This is a genomic window from Pseudomonas lutea (genome assembly GCF_000759445.1).
GTDB lineage: Bacteria > Pseudomonadota > Gammaproteobacteria > Pseudomonadales > Pseudomonadaceae > Aquipseudomonas > Aquipseudomonas lutea.
Map to the genome: position 1 here is coordinate 670,939 of NZ_JRMB01000001.1, position 19,432 is coordinate 690,370.

Sequence of the window (19,432 nt, forward strand, 5' to 3'; positions counted from 1 at the left end):
TGCCATGCTCTGGGCTTGTGTCCTCTTGCCGCAGCTGGCGCTGGACGGCGTCATGCGTCGCCGCGATAACCCTGAAGAACCCCTGGCGCTGATCAGCGGCACGGCGCAGCGACGGGTGCTGCAGACGGTCAACCCGGCGGCACGCGCTCTGGGCCTGCGCCCAGGCCAGTCGCTGACGGCAGCCCATGCCATGACCCGCGAGTTCGCCACCGTCGAATACGATCCTGACGAAACAGAACGCTGGCATCGTCTGCTGGCTGCCTGGGCGTACCGTTTCAGTTCCCATGTCAGCCTCAAGTACCCTCGCGTGTTGCTGATGGAGGTCGAGTCGAGCTTTGGCTTGTTCGGGCCATGGCCGGTGTTTGAAGCGCGTCTGCGTCAGGAACTGACCGAGCTGGGCTTTTCCCACCGCATTGTCGCAGCGCCCAATCCGTTGGCGGCACGCATGCTCGCCAATGCTCACGACGGCCTGGCGGTCACCGACCCCGGTGCGTTGCAGGACGTGCTGGAGAACATGCCGGTGAATCGCGTGGGCCTGCCCTCGGAAGTGGCGACGGCTCTGGCCCGCATGGGCCTGCACCGTGTCCGGCAGGTCCAGGCACTGCCCCGTGATACGTTGGCCCGGCGCTTCCCGGCCAACGTCCTTCAGCACCTCGACACTCTGTTCGGCCGCAGGCCCATGGCACTGGAATGCTATGTACCGCCTGATCGTTTCGACACACGCATTGAGCTCAACTTCGACGTCGAATCCCATCAGGCGCTGCTGTTTCCCCTCAAGCGCATGATTGCTGACCTGGCGGTGTTCCTGGCCGGGCGCGACAGCGGGGTGCAACGCTTCGTGATTCATCTGGAGCATGTGCCGAGCGTAGGCAGCGTTGCGCCAGATACTCAGATTCCCGTGGGCCTGCTCAGCGCCGAGCGCGAAGCCAGCATGCTCTTCGAACTGGCGCGCGGTCGTCTTGAGCAAGTTGAGGTGCCGTCCCCGGTGCATGCCTTGCGCCTTCAGGCCAGGGACCTGCCAGCCTTTGTGCCGTCCCATCGGGAGCTGTTCGATGACCGTCCCCAGCAGACTCTGCCATGGGAGCAACTGCGCGAACGTCTGCGTGCGCGGCTTGGCGATGAAGCGGTCGCCGGTTTAGGGTTCCATGCTGATCACCGCCCCGAATGCGCCTCGCTGGCGGCCTGTCCGAGCAAGCCGCCTGCCCTGATGCTCAAGGTGCCCCGGCCGGGCTGGTTGTTGCCCGAGCCAGAAGTCCTGACCGAACCCGGCTTGCGCGTGCTGGCAGGGCCGGAACGCATCGAGTCGGGCTGGTGGGATGGCGGGGATGTCCGCCGCGACTATTACCTTATTGAAACCCGCAGCGGCCAGCGTGGCTGGGCCTTCCGCAGCGTGGGCGAGAGCCACTTGCTGCTGCACGGCTGGTTTGCATGAGCGGGGCATACGCTGAACTGCACTGCCTGTCGAACTTCAGCTTTCAGCGGGGTGCGTCAAGTGCCAAAGAGCTGTTCGAGCGCGCCACCCTTCACGGTTATCAAGCGCTGGCGATCACCGATGAATGTACCTTGGCCGGCATCGTCCGGGCCTGGCAGGCCGCAAAGGAGTGTGACCTGCCGCTGATCATCGGCAGCGAGATCACGGTCGAAAGCGGCCCGAAAATCGTATTGCTGGTGGAGAATCTTGCGGGTTACCAGGCGCTTTGCCGCTTGATCACCCAAGGCCGCAGGCGCAGCAAAAAAGGTGAGTACCGGTTGCTGCACGAGGACTTTCAGCAGCCAGTCGCGGGACTTTTGGCGCTTTGGTTGCCCGACCTGGATGAAACCGCTGCAACCCGGCGCGAGCAAGGCGAATGGCTGCGTGGGGTGTTCAAGCAAACCCTGTGGCTCGGCGTCGAGCTGCATTGCGGTCCGGACGACCGCCAGCGGTTGGACGCTTTGCTGGAACTGGCTAGAGCCCTGGCTATTCCGGCCGTCGCCAGTGGCGATGTACACATGCACGCCCGCGGTCGCCGGGCGTTGCAGGACACCATGAGCGCGGTCCGTCATCACACCACGGTGGCAGAAGCCGGGCATCGCTTGTTTGCCAATGGCGAGCGACATCTGCGACCGCTGCCGGTGCTGGATGGACTCTATCCAGCCAGCCTGTTGGCGGAAACTCTGAACATTGCCCGGCGCTGCACCTTCGACCTCAGCGAGCTGCGCTACGAATACCCTCACGAATTGGTGCCGCCCGACCAGTCGCCCAGCAGCTGGCTAAGGCACTTGACGGAGCAGGGTGCAATCAGGCGCTGGCCTCAGGGTGTGCCGGAAGTAGCTCGCAGCAACATCGAAAAAGAGCTGAAGGTCATCGCTGCCAAGCGCTACGAAAGTTACTTTTTGACGGTCCACGACATCGTCAGCTTTGCCCGCGAGCAACACATCCTCTGTCAGGGCCGTGGCTCGGCGGCCAACTCGACGGTGTGCTTTGCCCTGGGCATCACCGAGCTGGACCCTGCCAAAAGCAATCTGCTGTTCGAGCGTTTTATCTCCGAAGAGCGCGACGAGCCGCCAGACATCGACGTCGATTTTGAGCACGAGCGACGCGAGGAAGTCCTGCAATACATCTTCCGTCGGTACGGTCGGGGCAGGGCGGCGCTGACGGCTGTCGCCAGCACTTACCACGGCGCAGGCGCGGTCCGGGACGTAGCCCGAGTGCTGGGCCTGCCGCCTGACCAGATCAACGCCCTGGCCGATTGTTTCAGCCGCTGGAGTGACAACCTGCCGCCTGCCGAACGCCTGCGCGAGTGTGGTTTCGAGCCCGACAGCCCGATCCTGCGAAGGGTCCTGACCTTGACCGGCGAGTTGATCGGTTTCCCCCGGCACCTGTCGCAGCACCCCGGGGGGTTCGTGATTTCCGAACACCCGCTGGAGACGCTGGTGCCGGTGGAAAACGCCGCCATGGCCGACCGTACGATCATTCAGTGGGACAAGGACGACCTTGATCTGGTCGGCCTGCTCAAGGTCGATATCCTGGCACTGGGCATGCTCAGCGCGCTGCGTCGCACCTTCGATCTGGTCAGAGGCTATCGCGGCTACGACCTGACCCTCGCGACCATCCCGGCGGAGGATAAACCGACCTACGACATGATTACCCGGGCCGATACCATCGGTGTGTTCCAGATCGAATCACGTGCGCAGATGTCGATGCTGCCGCGCCTGAAGCCCAACACCTTTTATGACCTGGTGATCGAAGTGGCCATCGTGCGTCCGGGGCCGATTCAGGGCGGTATGGTCCATCCCTATCTGCGCCGCAAGAACGGTGAAGAGGAAGTCACCCATCCCTCCGATGAATTGAAGGCGGTGTTTGAGCGCACGTTGGGCGTGCCGCTGTTTCAGGAGCAGGTCATGCAGCTGGCCATCGTGGCCGCGGATTACTCGCCCGGCGAGGCCGATCAGCTGCGCCGTTCCATGGCGGCCTGGAAGCGTCATGGCGGCCTGGAGCCTCATCGTATACGCCTCAGCGAACGCATGAAGGAAAAGGGTTATACCGACGAATTCATCGTGCGCATTTTCGAGCAAATCAAAGGCTTCGGCAGCTACGGATTCCCGGAGTCCCACGCGGCCAGTTTTGCCCTTCTGACCTACGCCAGTTGCTGGCTTAAATGCCACGAGCCGGCAGCCTTCACCTGCGCGTTGATCAACAGCTGGCCCATGGGTTTCTACAGCCCCGATCAGTTATTGCAGGACGCCCGCCGCCACCAGATCGACGTGCATCCGGTGGACGTGCGTTACAGCGACTGGGACTGTTCACTGGAACCCGTCGCCGGCCGCGGATACAACCAGAATCTGGCGATCCGCATGGGCATGCGCATGATTCGGGGCTTTCGCGAGGAAGACGCCAGGCGCATCGAAAAGGCGCGCAGCGTGCGGGATTTCAAGGACGTGACCGACTTGTGCATGCGGGCCGAACTGGACAACCGGGCGCGTGCTTCTCTGGCCGACTCGGGCGCGCTGCGCGGTCTGGTGGGGCACCGTCATCGGGCGCGCTGGGAAGTCGCCGGCGTGGAGATGCAACGGCCGCTGTTCGGCGACGACTGTTTCGGTGAAGAAGCCCAGGTTGCGTTGCCCTTGCCCAGTGTCGCCCAGGACCTGGTGGCGGACTACGAGACCCTGGGCACCACCCTCGGTCCGCACCCGTTGGCCCTGCTGCGCAACAAACTGGCTGCAAAACGCTTTCGCAGTTCCAAAGACCTGCTGAATGAGGAGCATGGCCGAAGCTTCAGCGTGGCCGGGCTTGTCGTTGGCCGTCAGCGGCCAGGCACGGCCAGTGGCGTGACCTTCGTGACCCTCGAAGACGAGCACGGGATGATCAACGTGGTGGTATGGCGCGACCTCGCCGAACGTCAGCGCAAAGTATTGGTGGGGTCACAGCTGATGCAGGTGTTCGGCAAGTTCGAATTCCAGAAGGGCGTCCGCCACGTCATTGCCCAGCGCCTGTTCGACCTGACCCCCATGCTCACCGGGCTGGACGTGCGCAGCCGCGATTTCAAATGAATCGCAGGGCTGAACAGAACCTGACAAACCATTCCAGCTATAGGAGCCGGCTGACGCTGCACCGTTGCGCAAACTGTAGGAACGCGCTTGCCCGCGAAATGGGCGACCGAGATTGCCGGTTCGCCAGCAAGCCGGCTCCTACAGGCCAGATGAGATTGCCTCGCCTGCAGGAGCGCGCTTGCCCGCGAAATGGGCGACCGAGACTGCCGGTTCGCCAGCAAGCCGGCTCCTACAGGCCAGATGAGGCTGCTTCGCCTGCAGGAGCGCGCTTGCCCGCGAAATGGGCGACCGAGATTGCCGGTTCGCCAGCAAGCCGGCTCCTACAGGCCAGATGAGGCTGCTTCGCCTGCAGGAGCGCGCTTGCCCGCGAAATGCTGAGCTTAGATCTCCACCTTTACCGCCCGCCCGGTTTTGATGGATTCGATGGCGCAGTTGGCCAGGTGCAATGCACGTAAACCGTCACGCGCAGTGGTTGGCAGCGGCGCGTTGGCGCGCACTGCTTCAATGAACTGGTTCAGCTCGATGCGATAAGAATCGGCATAGCGCTCCAGGAAAAAGTTTTCCAGCGGATCGCGCACTTCGGTTTGGGTAGCGCTGTAGGTGCGCACGGTGCTCGGGCGATGGTTGTCGTTCAGGATCATGCCCTTGGCGCCGAACACCTCCAGTCGCTGGTCGTAGCCGTAGACGGCCTCGCGGCAGCAATTGATGTGGCACTGCTTGCCCGAGGCGGTGCGCAGCAAAACCATCACGCTGTCATAGTCGTCGATCTGTGCCAGCGCCGGCTCCACCAGCCGGCTGGCCATGGCAAAGACTTCGACCGGCTCTTCGCCGAGCAGGGTGCGCGCGGTGTCGAAGTCATGGATGGTCATGTCACGAAAGATCCCGCCGGAGTGGGTGAGGTATTCCACCGGCGCCAAGCCGGGGTCGCGGCTGGTGATCACCACCTGGCGCACCTCGCCAATGTCGCCGCGGGCAATGGCTTTGCGCAGCTGCAACGTGTCCGGGTCGAAGCGCCGATTGAAGCCCAGCATCACCTTGCCGTTCAGGCGTTCGATATCCTCCACCGCTCGGGCCGCCTTGGCGAAGTCCAGGTCGATGGGCTTTTCGCACAGCACCGGCTTACCCAGTTTGACGGCGCGCAGCATCAGGTCGATATGGGTATCGGTCGGCGTGCCGATCACCAGCGCATCGACGTCGTCGCGGGCGATTGCCTCGGCGCAATCGTAAGCAGCGGCGCAGCCCAGTTTGCTTGCAAGCGTGTCGACTCCTTCGCGCCAGGGATCGGCGATCACCGACAGGCGCACGTCCGGATTGGCCGCCACGTTGGCAGCATGAATGTTGGCGATACGGCCTGCGCCGAGGACAGCAATGCGTAGCATGAGGTGCATCTCCTGGAATTGTTGTTATGAAATTTCGGCGGAACGGTGAGGCGGCACATCTTAGTGATTCAGATTGAACGGCGTGACCACCTGAACGTGGGAAACCGGAATGGGCACTGCTTTCCACAAACGGTGAAACTGCAGAATGTGCAGGAACGCATTGCGGGCATCGGCTTGCAGGTTGTGATCAATGATCGCGGCAATCTTTTCCTGCGCCAGCAGTTCGCGGTTTTCCGCGTCGAGGTCGTGGCCGATAAGCACATCGAGAGGACGCTGAAGGGCCGCGAATGCCTCGACAATGGCGCGGTTACCGCCACCGACGCTGTAGATCGCCTTGATCGACGGATTGTCCTGCAGTGCGCGGGTGACTTTTTCCAGGGTCGGCTCATGCACCCCGAACCCGCCGGTGATGTCCACGACCCGCAGATGCGGTGCGCGGCTGCGCAGCCAGGTGCGGAAACCCATTTCGCGCTCTTCCTCGCCGCGAAACAGCTCACTGCTGATGACCACCGCAACGTCCTGCGCCGTGTCGTCGAGCCAGCGGGCCATCAGATAGGCCGCGGTTTGCCCGGCCGTGCGGTTGTCCATGCCGATGTAACCAATGCGCTCACTCTGGGGCAGATCGGAAACAAACGTCACCACTGGCACACCTGCGGCCATGGCCTGGTTGACGGCTTCGTTGATGGGCAATTCATCTGCGGCCTTGACGATCAGGCCCTGACTGCCTTTGCCCACGCAGCGCAGGATCAACTCGTGCATCTGCTGCGAGTCAATGTCTTCGTAAAGATGAAATCTGGGGAAAACCCGGAATGGGGCGAGGCTGCCCAGCTGTGCGTGGATGGCCTTCTGGACTGCATCGCTAAAGCGTTTGGGCGTGTGCAGGATGATGTCGATATGGAAGGTGCGCCCCACCGCAGGGCCAGACTTTTCCTGAGCTTCGAGCTCTTCGAGCGCCTGGTGAATACGCCGGTGGGTCTGGTAATGCACGCTGCCGCGCTCATGCAGCACGCGATCGACCGTGGCCTTGCTCACGCCGGCCTGAGTGGCGATCTGTTTGATGGAAAAACGTCTGGCGCGGTCGAGCATGTGAATCCCCTTGAGCCTCTGGGTGAGGTCTTGTTGAGGTCGATTCGGGGCCTGTATGAGGCTGGCGCAATGCTAGTCGCTGTTCTATCGGATGTAAATATGGAAATTAAATTCTAAATAGCCGAGTCGTATGACGGGTGTTTTGGTTCCTTGCCATGGCTGGCACGGCCTGTGCTGCGGGTTCACGCTGAGGTGTGTGATCAACATTCGAATCAGGAGCAAGCATGTACAAAGACTATCCCGCTGCTTACCAGGTCAGCAAAGGCGCCGCTTTGCAGGTCGATACGGCGTTTTACCAGCGCATTCGCGAATCACGGGAGCAGCGCACGCTGGTCGAACAGTTTGAGGTGCCGATTCGCACCGGGCGCGCGTGGAAGGTCAACGCCGGCCAAGTGTTCCGCGTGACCACGCCAGCGGGTCCGCAGGTTGGCGACTTCAATGTCTGGAATGCCCACGACCCCCGAGAGCGTATGTGGGCCGCACGCACCCGGCAACTGCAGGGCGCTCATGTCACGGTCAATGACCGGCTGTGGTCGAACCTGCCGTTCCTGCGCCCCATGGTCACGATCACCGACGACAGCCTCGCCAGCTACGGCATCGATGAACACGGCGGACGCTTGCATGACCTGCTCGGCACGCGATGCGACCCCTACGTCAACAAGATGCTGACCGGCGAGGACTTCCATCACCATTGCCATTCAAACCTCACCCGCGCCGTGCTGCCCCACGGCCTGACCGAGTTCGATGTGCACGACGTGCTGAACATCTTCCAGTGCACCGGCCTGAATCACGACGACATGTATTTCATGAAGGCATGCCCGGCCAAACAAGGGGATTATCTGGAGTTCTTCGCCGAGATCGACCTGCTGTGCGCATTGTCCACCTGCCCGGGCGGCGACCTTTCCCTGCCGATGTGGGGCCCGGACGCGCAGGATCCGCTGAGTGTGTGCCGCCCGTTGGGGGTCGAAATTTATGATGTCGACGCCCAGTTGCTGCAGGGCTGGGAACCGCCCAAACGCGCCGCCTACAACGGCCTGCACGGGCTGAAAATCGACAAGGCGCCGTGGGAGCAGTAGCGCTGACTGTCGGGGCTGATGGGCTGTCAGGCGCCACGCATCAATTCTCAGCGCCAACCATCAGTCTTCAGCGTTGACCATCAGCCATTAGCGCCACGGGCATCAGCGTCACGCATCGCGTAGCAGGTCATGGGCGTTGAGCAGGCGCCAGGCGATGTCAGGCTGCTTTTCCAGCCCGCGGCGAATGGCTGCGGGAATGGCCGCCCGGGTTTTGCGACACATGCCGGGCAGCTCGGCAATCTCGATGAGCATGCCGCGCATGCTGCGCACTTCATTGAAGCCGGGGGCGATGTCGAGGCGGATGCCAAGCTGCTCGTACATCCGCCGTTGCAGGTGCTGCAGATCTTCCAGGGTGGTGATGTTCTCCAGCCGCTCGATCAGGCGCTTTTCTTCCTGGCGGGTGAGGCAAAGGATCCGCAGGTCAGCCCCGTCAAGCGCCAACAGCCGGTCGCGGTCGCATTTACAGGCGCCGGGCGGGCAAGGGGAGCGGATCGGCAATGGGGCAGTCATGGGTTCCGATCATAACCACGGGCTCACGGGATTTACAGCGCTCAGTCGTGTCGGGGAGACGCCGGCGAAGCTGCAGATGTGGTCAGGCCAGATTGGCGAATATGTAATTGGTCTTGCCAATACCGAGGCGCCTGTGTAGTTTTTTCCCACGGCCCCGGAGCTGCCACCCCGGCATGAATCCGCGCCTCCAGAATCCGTCCATCACCTTAACAACAACAAGATCACTGCCCTGCGTCAGCGGCTTTGGCCCTCTCAAAGCACCGGCGTGCCTGGTCTGGAGAATGAAGATGCTCACCGTCGTCTGCGAAAAACCCGGTTCATTGCTGGCCCTTGATCGTCCGAAACCCGAACGCGCTCCTGGCGAAACGCTGGTCCGCATCAAACGCGTCGGCGTCTGCGGCACTGACTTGCACATTTTCAACGGCAACCAGCCGTTCCTCGAATACCCTCGGGTGATGGGGCACGAGTTTTCCGGCATCGTCGAGCAAAGCGAGGCGGGCAGCGGGCTGGAACCCGGCGACGTGGTGTACGTCATGCCTTATCTTTCATGTGGCGACTGCATCGCTTGTCGCCAGGGCAAAACCAACTGTTGCGTACGCATTCAAGTGCTCGGTGTTCATCGCGACGGCGCGTTCACCGAGTATCTGAGCCTTCCTCACGGGTTCGTGCTCAAAGCCGAAGGGGTGACGCTGGATCAGGCTGCCATGATCGAATTCCTGTCGATTGGTGCCCATGCGGTGCGCCGCTCCGACGTACAGCCAGGCCAGCGCGCGCTGGTGGTCGGCACCGGTCCGATCGGCATGGCCGTTGCTATCTTCTCAAGCCTGCGCGGTGCGAAAGTCACCGTCCTCGACACTCGTGAAGATCGACTGGCGTTCTGCAAACAAAATCTGCAAATCGACTCTGCCGTGCTGATTGGCGAGGACGACAAGCAGCAGCTCGATCAGCTCACCCAAGGCGAGTTTTTCGACGTGGTGTACGACGCCACCGGCAATGCCAAGGCCATGGAGCGCGGTTTCGAGTTCATCGCCCACGGCGGTAAATACGTGCTGGTCTCGATCGTGCGCGACACCATCAGCTTTTCCGATCCCGAATTTCACAAGCGCGAAGCGACGTTGATGGGCAGCCGCAACGCCACCGTCGAGGATTTTCGCTACGTCGAACAATGCCTGCGCGACGGCTTGATACCGGACGCTGCTCTCAACACCCACCGCATGACCCTGAGCGAAGTCACCGAGCGCTTCACGTCCTTGCTCGACCCCGCTCAGCGCGTGGTCAAAGCCATCGTCGAATGCTAGGAGGAGGGTGCATGCAGGCAAGCTCGTTCACGCCAATTCTGCAATTTGGCACCAGCCGCTTTCTTCAGGCTCATGCCGATTTGTTCATCTCTCAGGCTCTGGAGAAAGGCGAAGCCTTGGGACAGGTCACTGTGGTGCAAACCACCGACAGTGCTGACAGCGCTCGGCGCGTGCAGGCGCTGGCTTGCGGGGCGGGCTATCCGGTGCGCATTCAGGGCGCAGAAAACGGCCGCAGTGTCGACGAAGAGTATTGGTCCACGGCCATTGCCGGTGCGCTGCATGCCGGGCCTGACTGGCCACTGATTCGTCAGGCGATTCGCTATGACGTGCAGGTGGTGATCTCCAATACCGGTGACAAGGGCTATGTGCTGGACACTGCGGATACGCCGGCATGCCTGGCCGCCGATGCGCCGACGCCGCGCAGTTTTCCGGCCAAATTGCTGGTGCTGCTCCACGACCGCTGGCTGGCGAACCCCGCTGCACCGCTGTCGCTGTTTCCCTGCGAACTGGTGTCGCGCAATGGTGACGTGTTGCGCGATCTGATCATGGGACTGGCGGTGCAGTGGGATCTGGCCCCGGGCTTCGCTGACTACCTGCGCGATACCTGTCGCTGGGCGAATTCTCTGGTCGACCGGATCGTTTCGCAGCCCATCGAACCGGTCGGCGCCATCGCCGAGCCCTATGCGATCTGGGCCATTGAACGGCAGGCCGGACTGGTGCTGCCTTGCACGCATCCGTGCATGGTGGTGACCGATCAGCTTGAGCAGTACGAGCAATTCAAACTGTTCATGCTTAACCTGGGCCACACCTGGCTGGCCGAGCGGTGGCTACAGGGGCGGCGCGCGCCGGACGAAACGGTGTTCGAGGCAATGAGCGATCCGCAGCTGCGCGAGAGTCTGGAACAGCTCTGGGAGCGTGAAGTACTGCCGGTGTTCGCTGCCAAGGGGCAACTTGCCCAGGCGCATGAATATCTGGCGAGCGTCCGCGACCGCTTTCTCAATCCGTTTCTGCAGCATCGTATCGCTGACATCGCCCAGAACCACGACGAGAAAAAACGCCGCAGGTTCTTGCCGGTGGTGGAGATGGGGCGGGGGATTGCGGGTCTGGAACAGCCGCTGCTCAAGGGGGCGTTGGCCGCTTGATTCCCACCCGACACACCGCGCCGTAAACAGTGGGACCGGCTTCAGCCGGGAAGGCGTCTGTGGCTACAATCCAAAATTGAGGGTCAAGATTACCGTCGTCTTCCCGGCTGAAGCCGGTCCCACCAAAGCACTGCGTGCGTCCAGTGATGATTCACGCCATAGCCACGCCACAGGGCATTCCAATGCCTGTGATATTCTCCGGCGCATTCTGACGGAACGTGATTGATGACTGCGCCAAGCTCTGCACCCGAACGCCGCCTTTACCAGGTAATCGCCGACCGACTGCGCGAGCACATCCGCAAGAACGGCATCGTACCGGGCGCGCGGCTACCGCCCGAGCGGGATCTGGCGCAGTTGCTTGGGGTCTCGCGGCCTTCCTTGCGCGAGGCGTTGATTGCTCTGGAAATCGAAGGCAGTGTCGAGATCCGCATGGGCTCCGGCATCTACGTTTGTGAGCATCTGCTGGGCGTCAAAGGCAAGACCCGCACGCTGGGCGAAAGCCCCTCGGAACTGATGCAGGCCCGAGCCCTGATCGAGGGCGAGAGCGTCATGCTGGCCTGCCTGCACGGCAGCAAAGCCGATTACAAATACCTGCAGGCCTGCATCGACAAGATGCGCGAAGGCGCGCTCAAAGGCGTTCCGGCGCTGGACGACGATCGCAAATTCCACCAGCGGCTGGCGAAGATGAGCGGTAATTCGACGCTGGTGCGGATTATCACCTCGCTCTTCGAAGAGCGTTACAGCCCGCTTACTGCACACGTCAGCGAGCACTCCGAAACCCGCGAAACCTGGGCCATGGCCGTGGCCGAACACGAGGCCATCCTGCACGCCGTCCAAACCCGCGACCTGATCGGTGCCCAGACCGCGATGCGTGAGCACCTGCGCAGATCCGAAGCGCGCTGGCTGGATGGCATGGATGCAGAGTTACGGTAGGCGGTCAGTTGTTGCGCCGTTGCGGTTACGTCGCAAACAGGCGTCACCCAGTTCTGCACGCATTCATCCTAACCCTTGTAGGAGCGCGCTTGCCCGCGAACGCGTTGGTACATCTGCTGCAGTTGTAGCGTCTTCACGGCCGTCTTCGCGGGCAAGCGCGCTCCTACAGGTTTTGCGGTGTGCAGGCATGCCCACGCCCACGCGGTCTGGCGTTGTTGAACCTGCCACGAGATTCGCGCGGAACGCCGGTGTAGGAGCGCGCTTGCCCGCGAACGCGTTGGTACATCCGCCGCAGTTGTAGCGTCTTCACGGCAGTCTTCGCGGGCAAGCGCGCTCCTACAGGTTTTGCGGTGTGCTGGTAAGACGCGATTAGCTTGAGGCTTGAGGCTAGAAGCTTGAAGCTCGAAGCTGACCCATCACCCCATCGTCTTGCGTATGCCTTCCCAAAGACCGTTCAGATACACAGCCCCCAGCGCGCGGTCGTAGAGACCGTAGCCTGGCCTGCCGGTCTCGCCCCAGATCATGCGGCCGTGATCGGGACGGTAATAGCCTTCGAAACCGGTCTCGACGTACGCCTTGACGATCTCGGCCATGTCCAGCGATCCATCCTCGGAGCGGTGGGCGGTCTCGTAGAAATCACCCGCTTCGTTGACCTTCACGTTGCGCAAATGGGCGAAATGGATACGGCCCTGTCCGCCAAACTCCCGCACCAGCGACGGGATGTCGTTGCCCAGGTCGGCGCCGAGGGAGCCTGAGCACAGCGTCAGGCCGTTGGCCGGGTCGTCGACCATGGCGAGGATCTGCGCGAGGTCCTCACGGTTCTTCACCACCCGCGGCATGCCGAACATCGAGCGCGGCGGGTCATCCGGGTGCAGGGCCATCTTGATGCCCGCATCTTTTGCCATCGGAATGATCCGCTCCAGGAAATACGCCAGCCGTTCGCGCAGCGTGCCTTCGTCAACCTGGGCGTATTCGCTGATCAGCGACCGAAGGATTTCGGGTTCATAACTGACGTCCCAGCCCGGCAGGCTGATGCCGTTGTCCAGGTTCGCCTGTTCGATGACCGCCACGTCAAACGCCAGCGTGGTCGAGCCGTCCGGCAGCTCCATGGCCAGAGTCGATCGGGTCCAGTCGAACACCGGCATGAAGTTGTAGCACACCACCTTGATTCCGCAGGCCGCCAGATTGCGCAGTGTCTGCCCGTAGTTGTCGATCAACTGATCGCGGCTCGGCAGGCCGCGCTTGATGTCCTCATGGACCGGCACGCTCTCAATGACCTCCAGGTCAAGCCCGTGGGCGTTGACCGTGGCCTTGAGGGCGGCAATCTTTTCCAGCGGCCAGACCTCGCCCACGGGGATGTCGTAAATCGCGGAAACCACGCCGGTCATGCCGGGGATCTGGCGGATGTAGGGCAGGGTGACGGGGTCGCTGTCGCCGTACCACCGGAAGGTCATCTTCATCGCAGGGTCCTTGTTGTTATGTGCGCCTACCGCTCAAAGCCCAGGCCGGAAGAACGGCCAACGGCCCGAACCGGGTTGCGAAGCAGCATAGATTGGTCAGGCCAAAATATGCAAATCCCGACCGCTCAGCGATAAAACCGCAATTAAATCGGCTTTTCGATTTCCCTAACCCGGAATCCGGGTCTAGTATCGGCTGCATTCGGATATTTGGTCAGGCCAATTCAGCGGGGCGGGGTGGAGTGGTTTTTCACCGATTTCCTGCCCGTGAATCAAGCGCCGGGCGCTATGCGAAGCGGTAACGACGTCTTACTCATAAAAATAATTAGGAGGACTCGCCATGCAGAAAGGGCGCTGGTTGGTAATTTTTCTGTGCTTCCTCGCGGTGGCCATCAACTACATCGACAGGGCCAACCTCGCGGTTGCCGCCCCCTACATCCAGAAAGAGCTCGGCCTGGGCTCAGGGCAAATGGGCCTGCTGCTCAGCGGTTTCTTCTGGACCTACGCACTCATGCAAATGCCGTTTGGCTGGTTCGTCGACAAGGTCGGCGCACGCATCGCCTTGCCATTGGCCGTGGCCTGGTGGTCACTGTTCACGGCAGCCACCGCGGCGGCCAGCAGCCTGGCAGCGATGTTCGGCTGCCGACTGATGCTCGGCGTCGGGGAAGCCGGTGCCTATCCGTCTTGCGCGAAAATCGTCAGCCAATGGTTCGACATCAAGGAACGCGGCTTTGCCACCAGCATCTTCGACAGCGGCTCACGGGTCGGGTCGGCGCTGTCTATCCCGCTGGTGGCGTTGATCATTGAATTCTGGGGCTGGCGCGCGTCGTTCGTCATCACGGGCGCGGTGGGCCTGATCTGGGTAGTGGGCTGGTTCCTGATCTACAAGGAACCCCAGGCCGTGGCCGCCATCGAGCAGCACGAAGCGGGCAAGGCGGCGACCCTGGCCGCACGACCCAAAGTCAAATGGGCGTCGCTGTTCCGCCACCGCACTCTCTGGGGAATGATGCTGGGCTTCTTCTGCCTGAACTTCGTGATCTACTTTTTCATCACCTGGTTCCCGACCTACCTGGTGACCGAGCGCGGCTTTTCGCTGAAATCCCTTGGGACACTGGGCACCATTCCCGCTGTCGCGTCCATCGTCGGTGGCTGGATCGGTGGGCTCACCTCCGACGCGTTATACCGCCGAGGGTGGAGCCTCACTGCAGCGCGCAAGACCTGCATCGTCGGCGGCATGCTGATGTCCTCAAGCATTTCACTTTCGGTGTTCACCGAAAGTACCTACGCGATGCTCGGATTCTTCAGCCTGGCGTATGCGAGCCTGGCATTTGCCGGCGCGAGCATCTGGTGCCTGCCCGCTGACGTGGCACCGACCCCGGCCCACGTGGCCTCGATTGGCGGTATCCAGAACTTCGCGTCCAACACGGCCGGTATTTTTATCACCACGTTTACCGGCTTCATGCTGGTGATCGGCAACGGCTCGTTTACCGCGCCGTTAATGACTGCGGGGGCGTTTGCCTTACTCGGCGCGTTCAGCTACCTGTTCATCGTTGGCAAGATCGAACCGTTTTCGACCACGCCGGAGGATGCTGCGGCTGTAGATGCGCCAGTGGTGGTTCAGCGCATCTGAGTGTTGAACCGCATGCGGGCATCACTTTTGCGGTGTGACCACCGACGCCTTCCCGGCTGAAGCCGGTCCTACAGTTTGCGCACGACTTGTAGGACTGGCTTTAGCCGGGAAGAGGCCCGTGCGGGCACCGTTATTTTCGCGGTGTGCCCGCTGACGCTTTCCCGGCTGAAGCCGGTCCTACTGTGCGGCGCGCGCTTCGGCTTTGACCGCTGCACGTATGGCCTCCAGCAGCATCCTGCACGCCGGGTTGTCGTTGTCCGAGCGCCATACCAGGTGCAGCTCGCTCTGCACCCCTTCGCCCAAATCGATGTCACGGAACGTGACGCCTTTGAACACCACATTGGTGGCGCAGCGCGGCACCAGCGCCAGGCCCATGCCCGCATTGACCAGCGCCAGAATGGTCAACGAGGACCCCAGCCATTGCACATACTCGGGCGCGACCTGCGCCGAGCGAAACATGCCGGTGAGCAGTTCGTTGAAGGGCGGGTACGCCGAATGCGAATACATCAGGAACGGCTGAGCGTCGAGGTCCTGGACGCTGACAGTCGTGGCACTCGCCAGCGGATGCTGACTGGGCACGGCAAGCACAAACGGTTCGCGCACCAGGCACTCGGTTTCATAACCGGGCTGCAGCAACGGCGCCCGCACGATGCCCAGGTCGATGCGCCGCGCGCGCAGGGCTTCGTGTTGCTGATAGGTGTTGAGCTCGGTCAGGGAAATCTTGACGTGGGGCTGGTTCTGCCGCGCTTCGGCGATGACCCGCGGTAAAAATTCGTACACCGCGCTGCCGACAAAGCTGATGGTCACCGAGCCGATGTCACCTTCGGCAAAGCGTCTGGCAGCAATGGCCGCCTGATGCGCGCGTTCGAGCAGAGTCTGCGCTTCGATGAAAAACGCCCGACCTGCTGCCGTCAACGCAACGCTGCGGGTATTGCGGGTGAACAACTGGACACCAAGCGAATGCTCAAGGAGCTGGATCTGCCGGCTCAGCGGTGGCTGGGTCATATTCAGGCGTTCCGCTGCCCTGCGAAAGTTGAGTTCGGTGGCGACGGTGGTGAAGCAGCGCAACTGGGCTAGCTCAAACATTGATCCATTCCCGGTATCAATCGACAGTCAATCTAGATTAGACGGCAACAATGGCAGCGGTCCATCATCCGGGCAGGCTTTAATTTGCTCATCCCACAAAAAATACAAAGACCGGGAGTCGCGCCTTGAACACAGTTCCCTCCAGTGAGCTCAACAGCTCCGCTGATCCCGCCGTACTGGCCCGCGCCGCCGCGAAGGTAAAACGTCACGTTTTGCCGTTGTTCGTGGTCATGTTCATCGTCAACTACATTGATCGGGTGAACATCGGCTTCGTCCGCAGCCACATGGAAACCGACCTCGGCATTGGCGCTGCGGCGTACGGTCTGGGCGCCGGTCTGTTTTTTGTTGGCTATGCGCTGTTCGAAGTGCCTTCCAACCTGCTGCTGCAACGCTTCGGCGCCCGAGCCTGGCTGACGCGCATCATGTTCACCTGGGGTGCGGCGGCGATGGCCATGGCGTTCGTGCGCGGCGAGACCAGCTTTTATGTGTTGCGCTTCGTCCTCGGCGCGGCGGAGGCGGGGTTCTTCCCGGGCATCATCTATTACTTCACCCAGTGGTTACCTTCGAGCGAACGCGGCAAGGCCATGGCCATCTTCCTCAGCGGCTCGGCCATCGCGTCGGTGATCTCGGGCCCTGTTTCCGGTGCCTTGCTCGGCGTCAGCGGTCTGAACCTGCACGGCTGGCAGTGGATGTTCATCATCGAAGGCTTCGCCTCCATCGCCCTGTGCGGCTTCGTCTGGTTCTGGCTGCAATCGCACCCCCGCGAAGCCAAATGGCTGAGCGAAGAAGAGAAGGGCGCATTGATCAGCGCCATCGACGCCGAGCAGCGCGCGCGTGAAGCGGCACAAGTGATCAAGCCGTCGATCTTCAAGCTCCTCGCCGACCGGCAGATCCTGCTGTTCTGCTTCATCTACTTTTCCGTGGCCCTGACCATCTACGGCGCGACCTTCTGGCTGCCGAGCATGATCAAGAAGATGGGCAGCCTGAGCGACTTCGAGGTCGGGCTGTTCAATTCGATCCCATGGATCATCTCGATCATTGCCATGTACGGTTTCGCCGCACTGGCTGCACGCTTCAAGCATCAGCAGGCATGGGTCTCCCTGACCCTGGTGATCGCCGCCTGCGGGATGTTCATGTCCACCTTCGGCGGACCAGTCTTCGCCTTCGTCGCGATCTGCTTTGCGGCCATCGGTTTCAAGGCGGCTTCAGCACTGTTCTGGCCCATTCCCCAGGGCTACCTGGACGCGCGCATCGCCGCCGCGGTGATTGCGTTGATCAATTCGGTCGGCAACCTGGGCGGCTTTGTTGCGCCGACGGCGTTCGGTTTTCTGGAGCAGAAAACCGGCTCCATTCAAGGCGGCCTCTACGGCCTGGCAGCGACCTCGCTGGTGGCGGCAGTGGTGATCTTTTTTGCCCGCACCACGCCGCGAGGTGAGCCACGCCGCCCGCCGTTGGCTGAGCCGGATCCGCGTCATGCCGCCGCCTCGCTCAGCTCAACCCCCAGCCTGAAACCCTGATTGACCGGGAGAAGTCATTTTGAAAATCATACGCGTCGCTGTCACACCGATCGCCTTTCGTGATCCGCCCTTGCTCAACGCCAGCGGCATCCATGAGCCCTTTGCGTTGCGCTCGATCATTGAGGTCGAAACCGACAACGGCTACATCGGCCTGGGCGAAAGCTACGGCGATGCGCCGGCGCTTGCGATCCAGCAGCAGTTGCAGAGCCAGCTCATCGGCATGGACCCGTTCAACCTCAACCAACTGCGCGCGGTGGTCAAAGCCACCGTCGCGGCAAACAAGCCCGCGAGCGTTGCCGGTGCCGAGCTGGCGCCCGGCTCCCACGCCAGCAAAGCCGTGAGTAACGCCTACTCGGCCTTTGAGGTGGCGTTTCTCGACGTACAGGCACGCTCGATGAACCTGCCCCTGGTTGACCTGTTGGGCGGGGCTGTTCGTGATCGTGTGCCGTTCAGCGCTTACCTGTTTTTCAAATACGCCCAGCACGCCGACTCGCCCTATGCACCGGACAGTTGGGGTGAGGCCCTGAGTGAAGAGCAAATCGTCGCCCAGGCGCGGCGGATGATCGAGGCCTACGGCTTCAAAAGCGTCAAGCTCAAGGCAGGCGCGCTGGAACCCGAGCACGAGGTGTCGTGCATCAAGGCGTTGAAAAAAGCCTTTCCGGGATATCCCCTGCGCATCGACCCGAACGGTAACTGGTCGCTGGAAACCTCCATCCGCATGGCCGAACTGCTCGGTGACGACTTGCAGTACTACGAAGACCCGACGCCGGGCCTGGAGGGCATGGCCGAGCTGCACAAACGCACCGGCCTGCCGTTGGCGACCAATATGGTCGTGACCGACTTCGACGAATTCCGCCGCAGCGTCGCCTTGAACAGCGTGCAGATCGTGCTCGCCGACCACCATTACTGGGGCGGGCTGCGCGACACCCAGGCGCTGGCGAAGATGTGTGAAACCTTCGGTCTTGGGGTGTCGATGCACTCCAACTCACACCTGGGCATCAGTCTCATGGCCATGACCCACGTCGCCGCCGCTGTTCCGAACCTGGACTTCGCCTGCGACACTCACTACCCGTGGCAAGAACCGGACGAAGAAGTGATCAAAGGCGGCAAACTGCCCATCGTCGACGGCTGCGTCCACCTCACCCGCGAGCCCGGGCTGGGCCTTGAACTTGACTATGACCAGCTCGGCAAACTCAACGACCAGTTCTTGAGCTGCGGGATCCGCCAACGTGACGACGTTCGGCAGATGCAGAAATACAAACCCGAGTGGAAAGCGGTCAAGCCGAGGTATTGAGGTCAGGGGAATGGCCAGCGGTGCAGTCGTGGGACGGGGTGTGACGCGGAGCGTCACGGGATGCATACCCACGCGGAGCGTGGGCACCATCAGCGAGCAGATAACGCATGGGGTCAGCGGGCATCCTCGTTGCAGACCCACCGCTTTCGCCAGCAAGCCGGCTCCTACAGGACTGTGTTCAGCCAGTGGGACCGGGGGTGACGCGGAGCTTCCCGGGATGCGTGCCCACGCTGAGCGTGGGTACGATCAAACAGCATCGTTCAGGCCGCAGATCCGTCAGCGCCTGAACTGGCCTCTTCCCGGCTAAAGCCAGTCCCACTAACAGCAGCGCGTGCATGCCATGAGAGTAGGGTTGACCGCACCGGACTGTGGGACTGGCTTCAGCCGGGAAGCTTCTGACCTGCTTCTGATCTGCTTCCGATCTGCTTTTGATCTTCAAACGCAAAAAGCCCAGACACCACCAAACGCGACTTGGGTGCAGGCTGAACGTAGGT

At 61.9% G+C, this 19,432-nt stretch carries 14 protein-coding genes; 9 read left to right on the forward strand and 5 right to left on the reverse strand.

What is annotated here, in order from left to right; genetic code table 11:
- The first annotated feature begins 4 nt into the window (after positions 1–4).
- Together LT42_RS02805 and LT42_RS02810 are read left to right on the forward strand one after the other, a co-directional pair.
- Entirely contained in the window at positions 5–1,432 is a 1,428-nt protein-coding gene (locus LT42_RS02805; protein WP_037009755.1) for a Y-family DNA polymerase, read from the forward strand.
- On the forward strand, positions 1,429–4,530 hold the full coding sequence (locus tag LT42_RS02810; protein WP_037009756.1) for an error-prone DNA polymerase: 3,102 nt from the start codon (positions 1,429–1,431) through the stop codon (positions 4,528–4,530). The genes LT42_RS02805 and LT42_RS02810 overlap by 4 nt, the downstream gene beginning before the upstream one ends.
- Positions 4,531–4,910: 380 nt before the next feature.
- Here the strand turns inward: LT42_RS02810 and iolG are convergent, their stop codons facing one another.
- On the reverse strand, positions 4,911–5,909 hold the full coding sequence (gene iolG / locus LT42_RS02815; RefSeq protein ID WP_037009758.1) for an inositol 2-dehydrogenase: 999 nt from the start codon (positions 5,907–5,909) through the stop codon (positions 4,911–4,913).
- 60 nt (positions 5,910–5,969) lie between these two features.
- Positions 5,970–6,995 carry a LacI family DNA-binding transcriptional regulator gene (locus LT42_RS02820; protein ID WP_037009761.1) on the reverse strand — a complete coding sequence of 342 codons (1,026 nt, stop codon included), beginning with the start codon at positions 6,993–6,995 and terminating at the stop codon, positions 5,970–5,972.
- A 224-nt stretch (positions 6,996–7,219) separates the two neighbouring features.
- On the opposite strand from LT42_RS02820, the gene LT42_RS02825 reads away from it, so the two are divergent.
- Complete coding sequence (locus tag LT42_RS02825; RefSeq protein WP_037009763.1) at positions 7,220–8,071, forward strand: urea carboxylase-associated family protein; 852 nt, start codon at positions 7,220–7,222, stop codon at positions 8,069–8,071.
- A gap of 108 nt (positions 8,072–8,179) precedes the next feature.
- On the opposite strand, the gene LT42_RS02830 is transcribed toward LT42_RS02825, so the two are convergent.
- A complete protein-coding gene (locus tag LT42_RS02830) occupies positions 8,180–8,581 on the reverse strand; it encodes a hypothetical protein (RefSeq protein WP_208855882.1) in 402 nt (133 codons plus the stop codon).
- Between the two features lie 287 nt (positions 8,582–8,868).
- On the opposite strand from LT42_RS02830, the gene LT42_RS02840 reads away from it, so the two are divergent.
- The 3 genes from LT42_RS02840 to LT42_RS02850 all read left to right on the forward strand — a co-directional run bounded on the left by LT42_RS02840 (position 8,869) and on the right by LT42_RS02850 (position 11,954).
- Positions 8,869–9,879 (forward strand): zinc-binding alcohol dehydrogenase family protein, encoded by a 1,011-nt coding sequence (locus LT42_RS02840; protein WP_037009768.1) that lies wholly within the window; start codon positions 8,869–8,871, stop codon positions 9,877–9,879.
- Positions 9,880–9,890: 11 nt separating this feature from the next.
- Entirely contained in the window at positions 9,891–11,021 is a 1,131-nt protein-coding gene (locus LT42_RS02845; RefSeq protein WP_037009770.1) for a mannitol dehydrogenase family protein, read from the forward strand.
- Positions 11,022–11,246: 225 nt separating this feature from the next.
- Positions 11,247–11,954: a FadR/GntR family transcriptional regulator gene (locus tag LT42_RS02850; RefSeq protein WP_037009772.1), complete on the forward strand. Its 708-nt coding sequence runs from the start codon at positions 11,247–11,249 to the stop codon at positions 11,952–11,954.
- Positions 11,955–12,370: 416 nt separating this feature from the next.
- On the opposite strand, the gene LT42_RS02855 is transcribed toward LT42_RS02850, so the two are convergent.
- Positions 12,371–13,414: a mannonate dehydratase gene (locus tag LT42_RS02855; RefSeq protein ID WP_037009775.1), complete on the reverse strand. Its 1,044-nt coding sequence runs from the start codon at positions 13,412–13,414 to the stop codon at positions 12,371–12,373.
- A 337-nt stretch (positions 13,415–13,751) separates the two neighbouring features.
- Here LT42_RS02855 and LT42_RS02860 point away from each other — a divergent pair, with 337 nt between their 5' ends.
- Entirely contained in the window at positions 13,752–15,041 is a 1,290-nt protein-coding gene (locus LT42_RS02860) for an MFS transporter (protein ID WP_052075001.1), read from the forward strand.
- 177 nt (positions 15,042–15,218) lie between these two features.
- On the opposite strand, the gene LT42_RS02865 is transcribed toward LT42_RS02860, so the two are convergent.
- The gene (locus LT42_RS02865; RefSeq protein WP_037009778.1) at positions 15,219–16,127 is read right to left on the reverse strand and encodes a LysR family transcriptional regulator; all 909 of its coding nucleotides are present in this window, start codon (positions 16,125–16,127) and stop codon (positions 15,219–15,221) included.
- A gap of 230 nt (positions 16,128–16,357) precedes the next feature.
- On the opposite strand from LT42_RS02865, the gene LT42_RS02870 reads away from it, so the two are divergent.
- Complete coding sequence (locus LT42_RS02870) at positions 16,358–17,644, forward strand: MFS transporter (RefSeq protein ID WP_276209521.1); 1,287 nt, start codon at positions 16,358–16,360, stop codon at positions 17,642–17,644.
- 19 nt (positions 17,645–17,663) lie between these two features.
- Entirely contained in the window at positions 17,664–18,938 is a 1,275-nt protein-coding gene (locus tag LT42_RS02875) for a glucarate dehydratase family protein (RefSeq protein WP_037009783.1), read from the forward strand.
- The last annotated feature ends 494 nt before the right edge of the window (positions 18,939–19,432 follow it).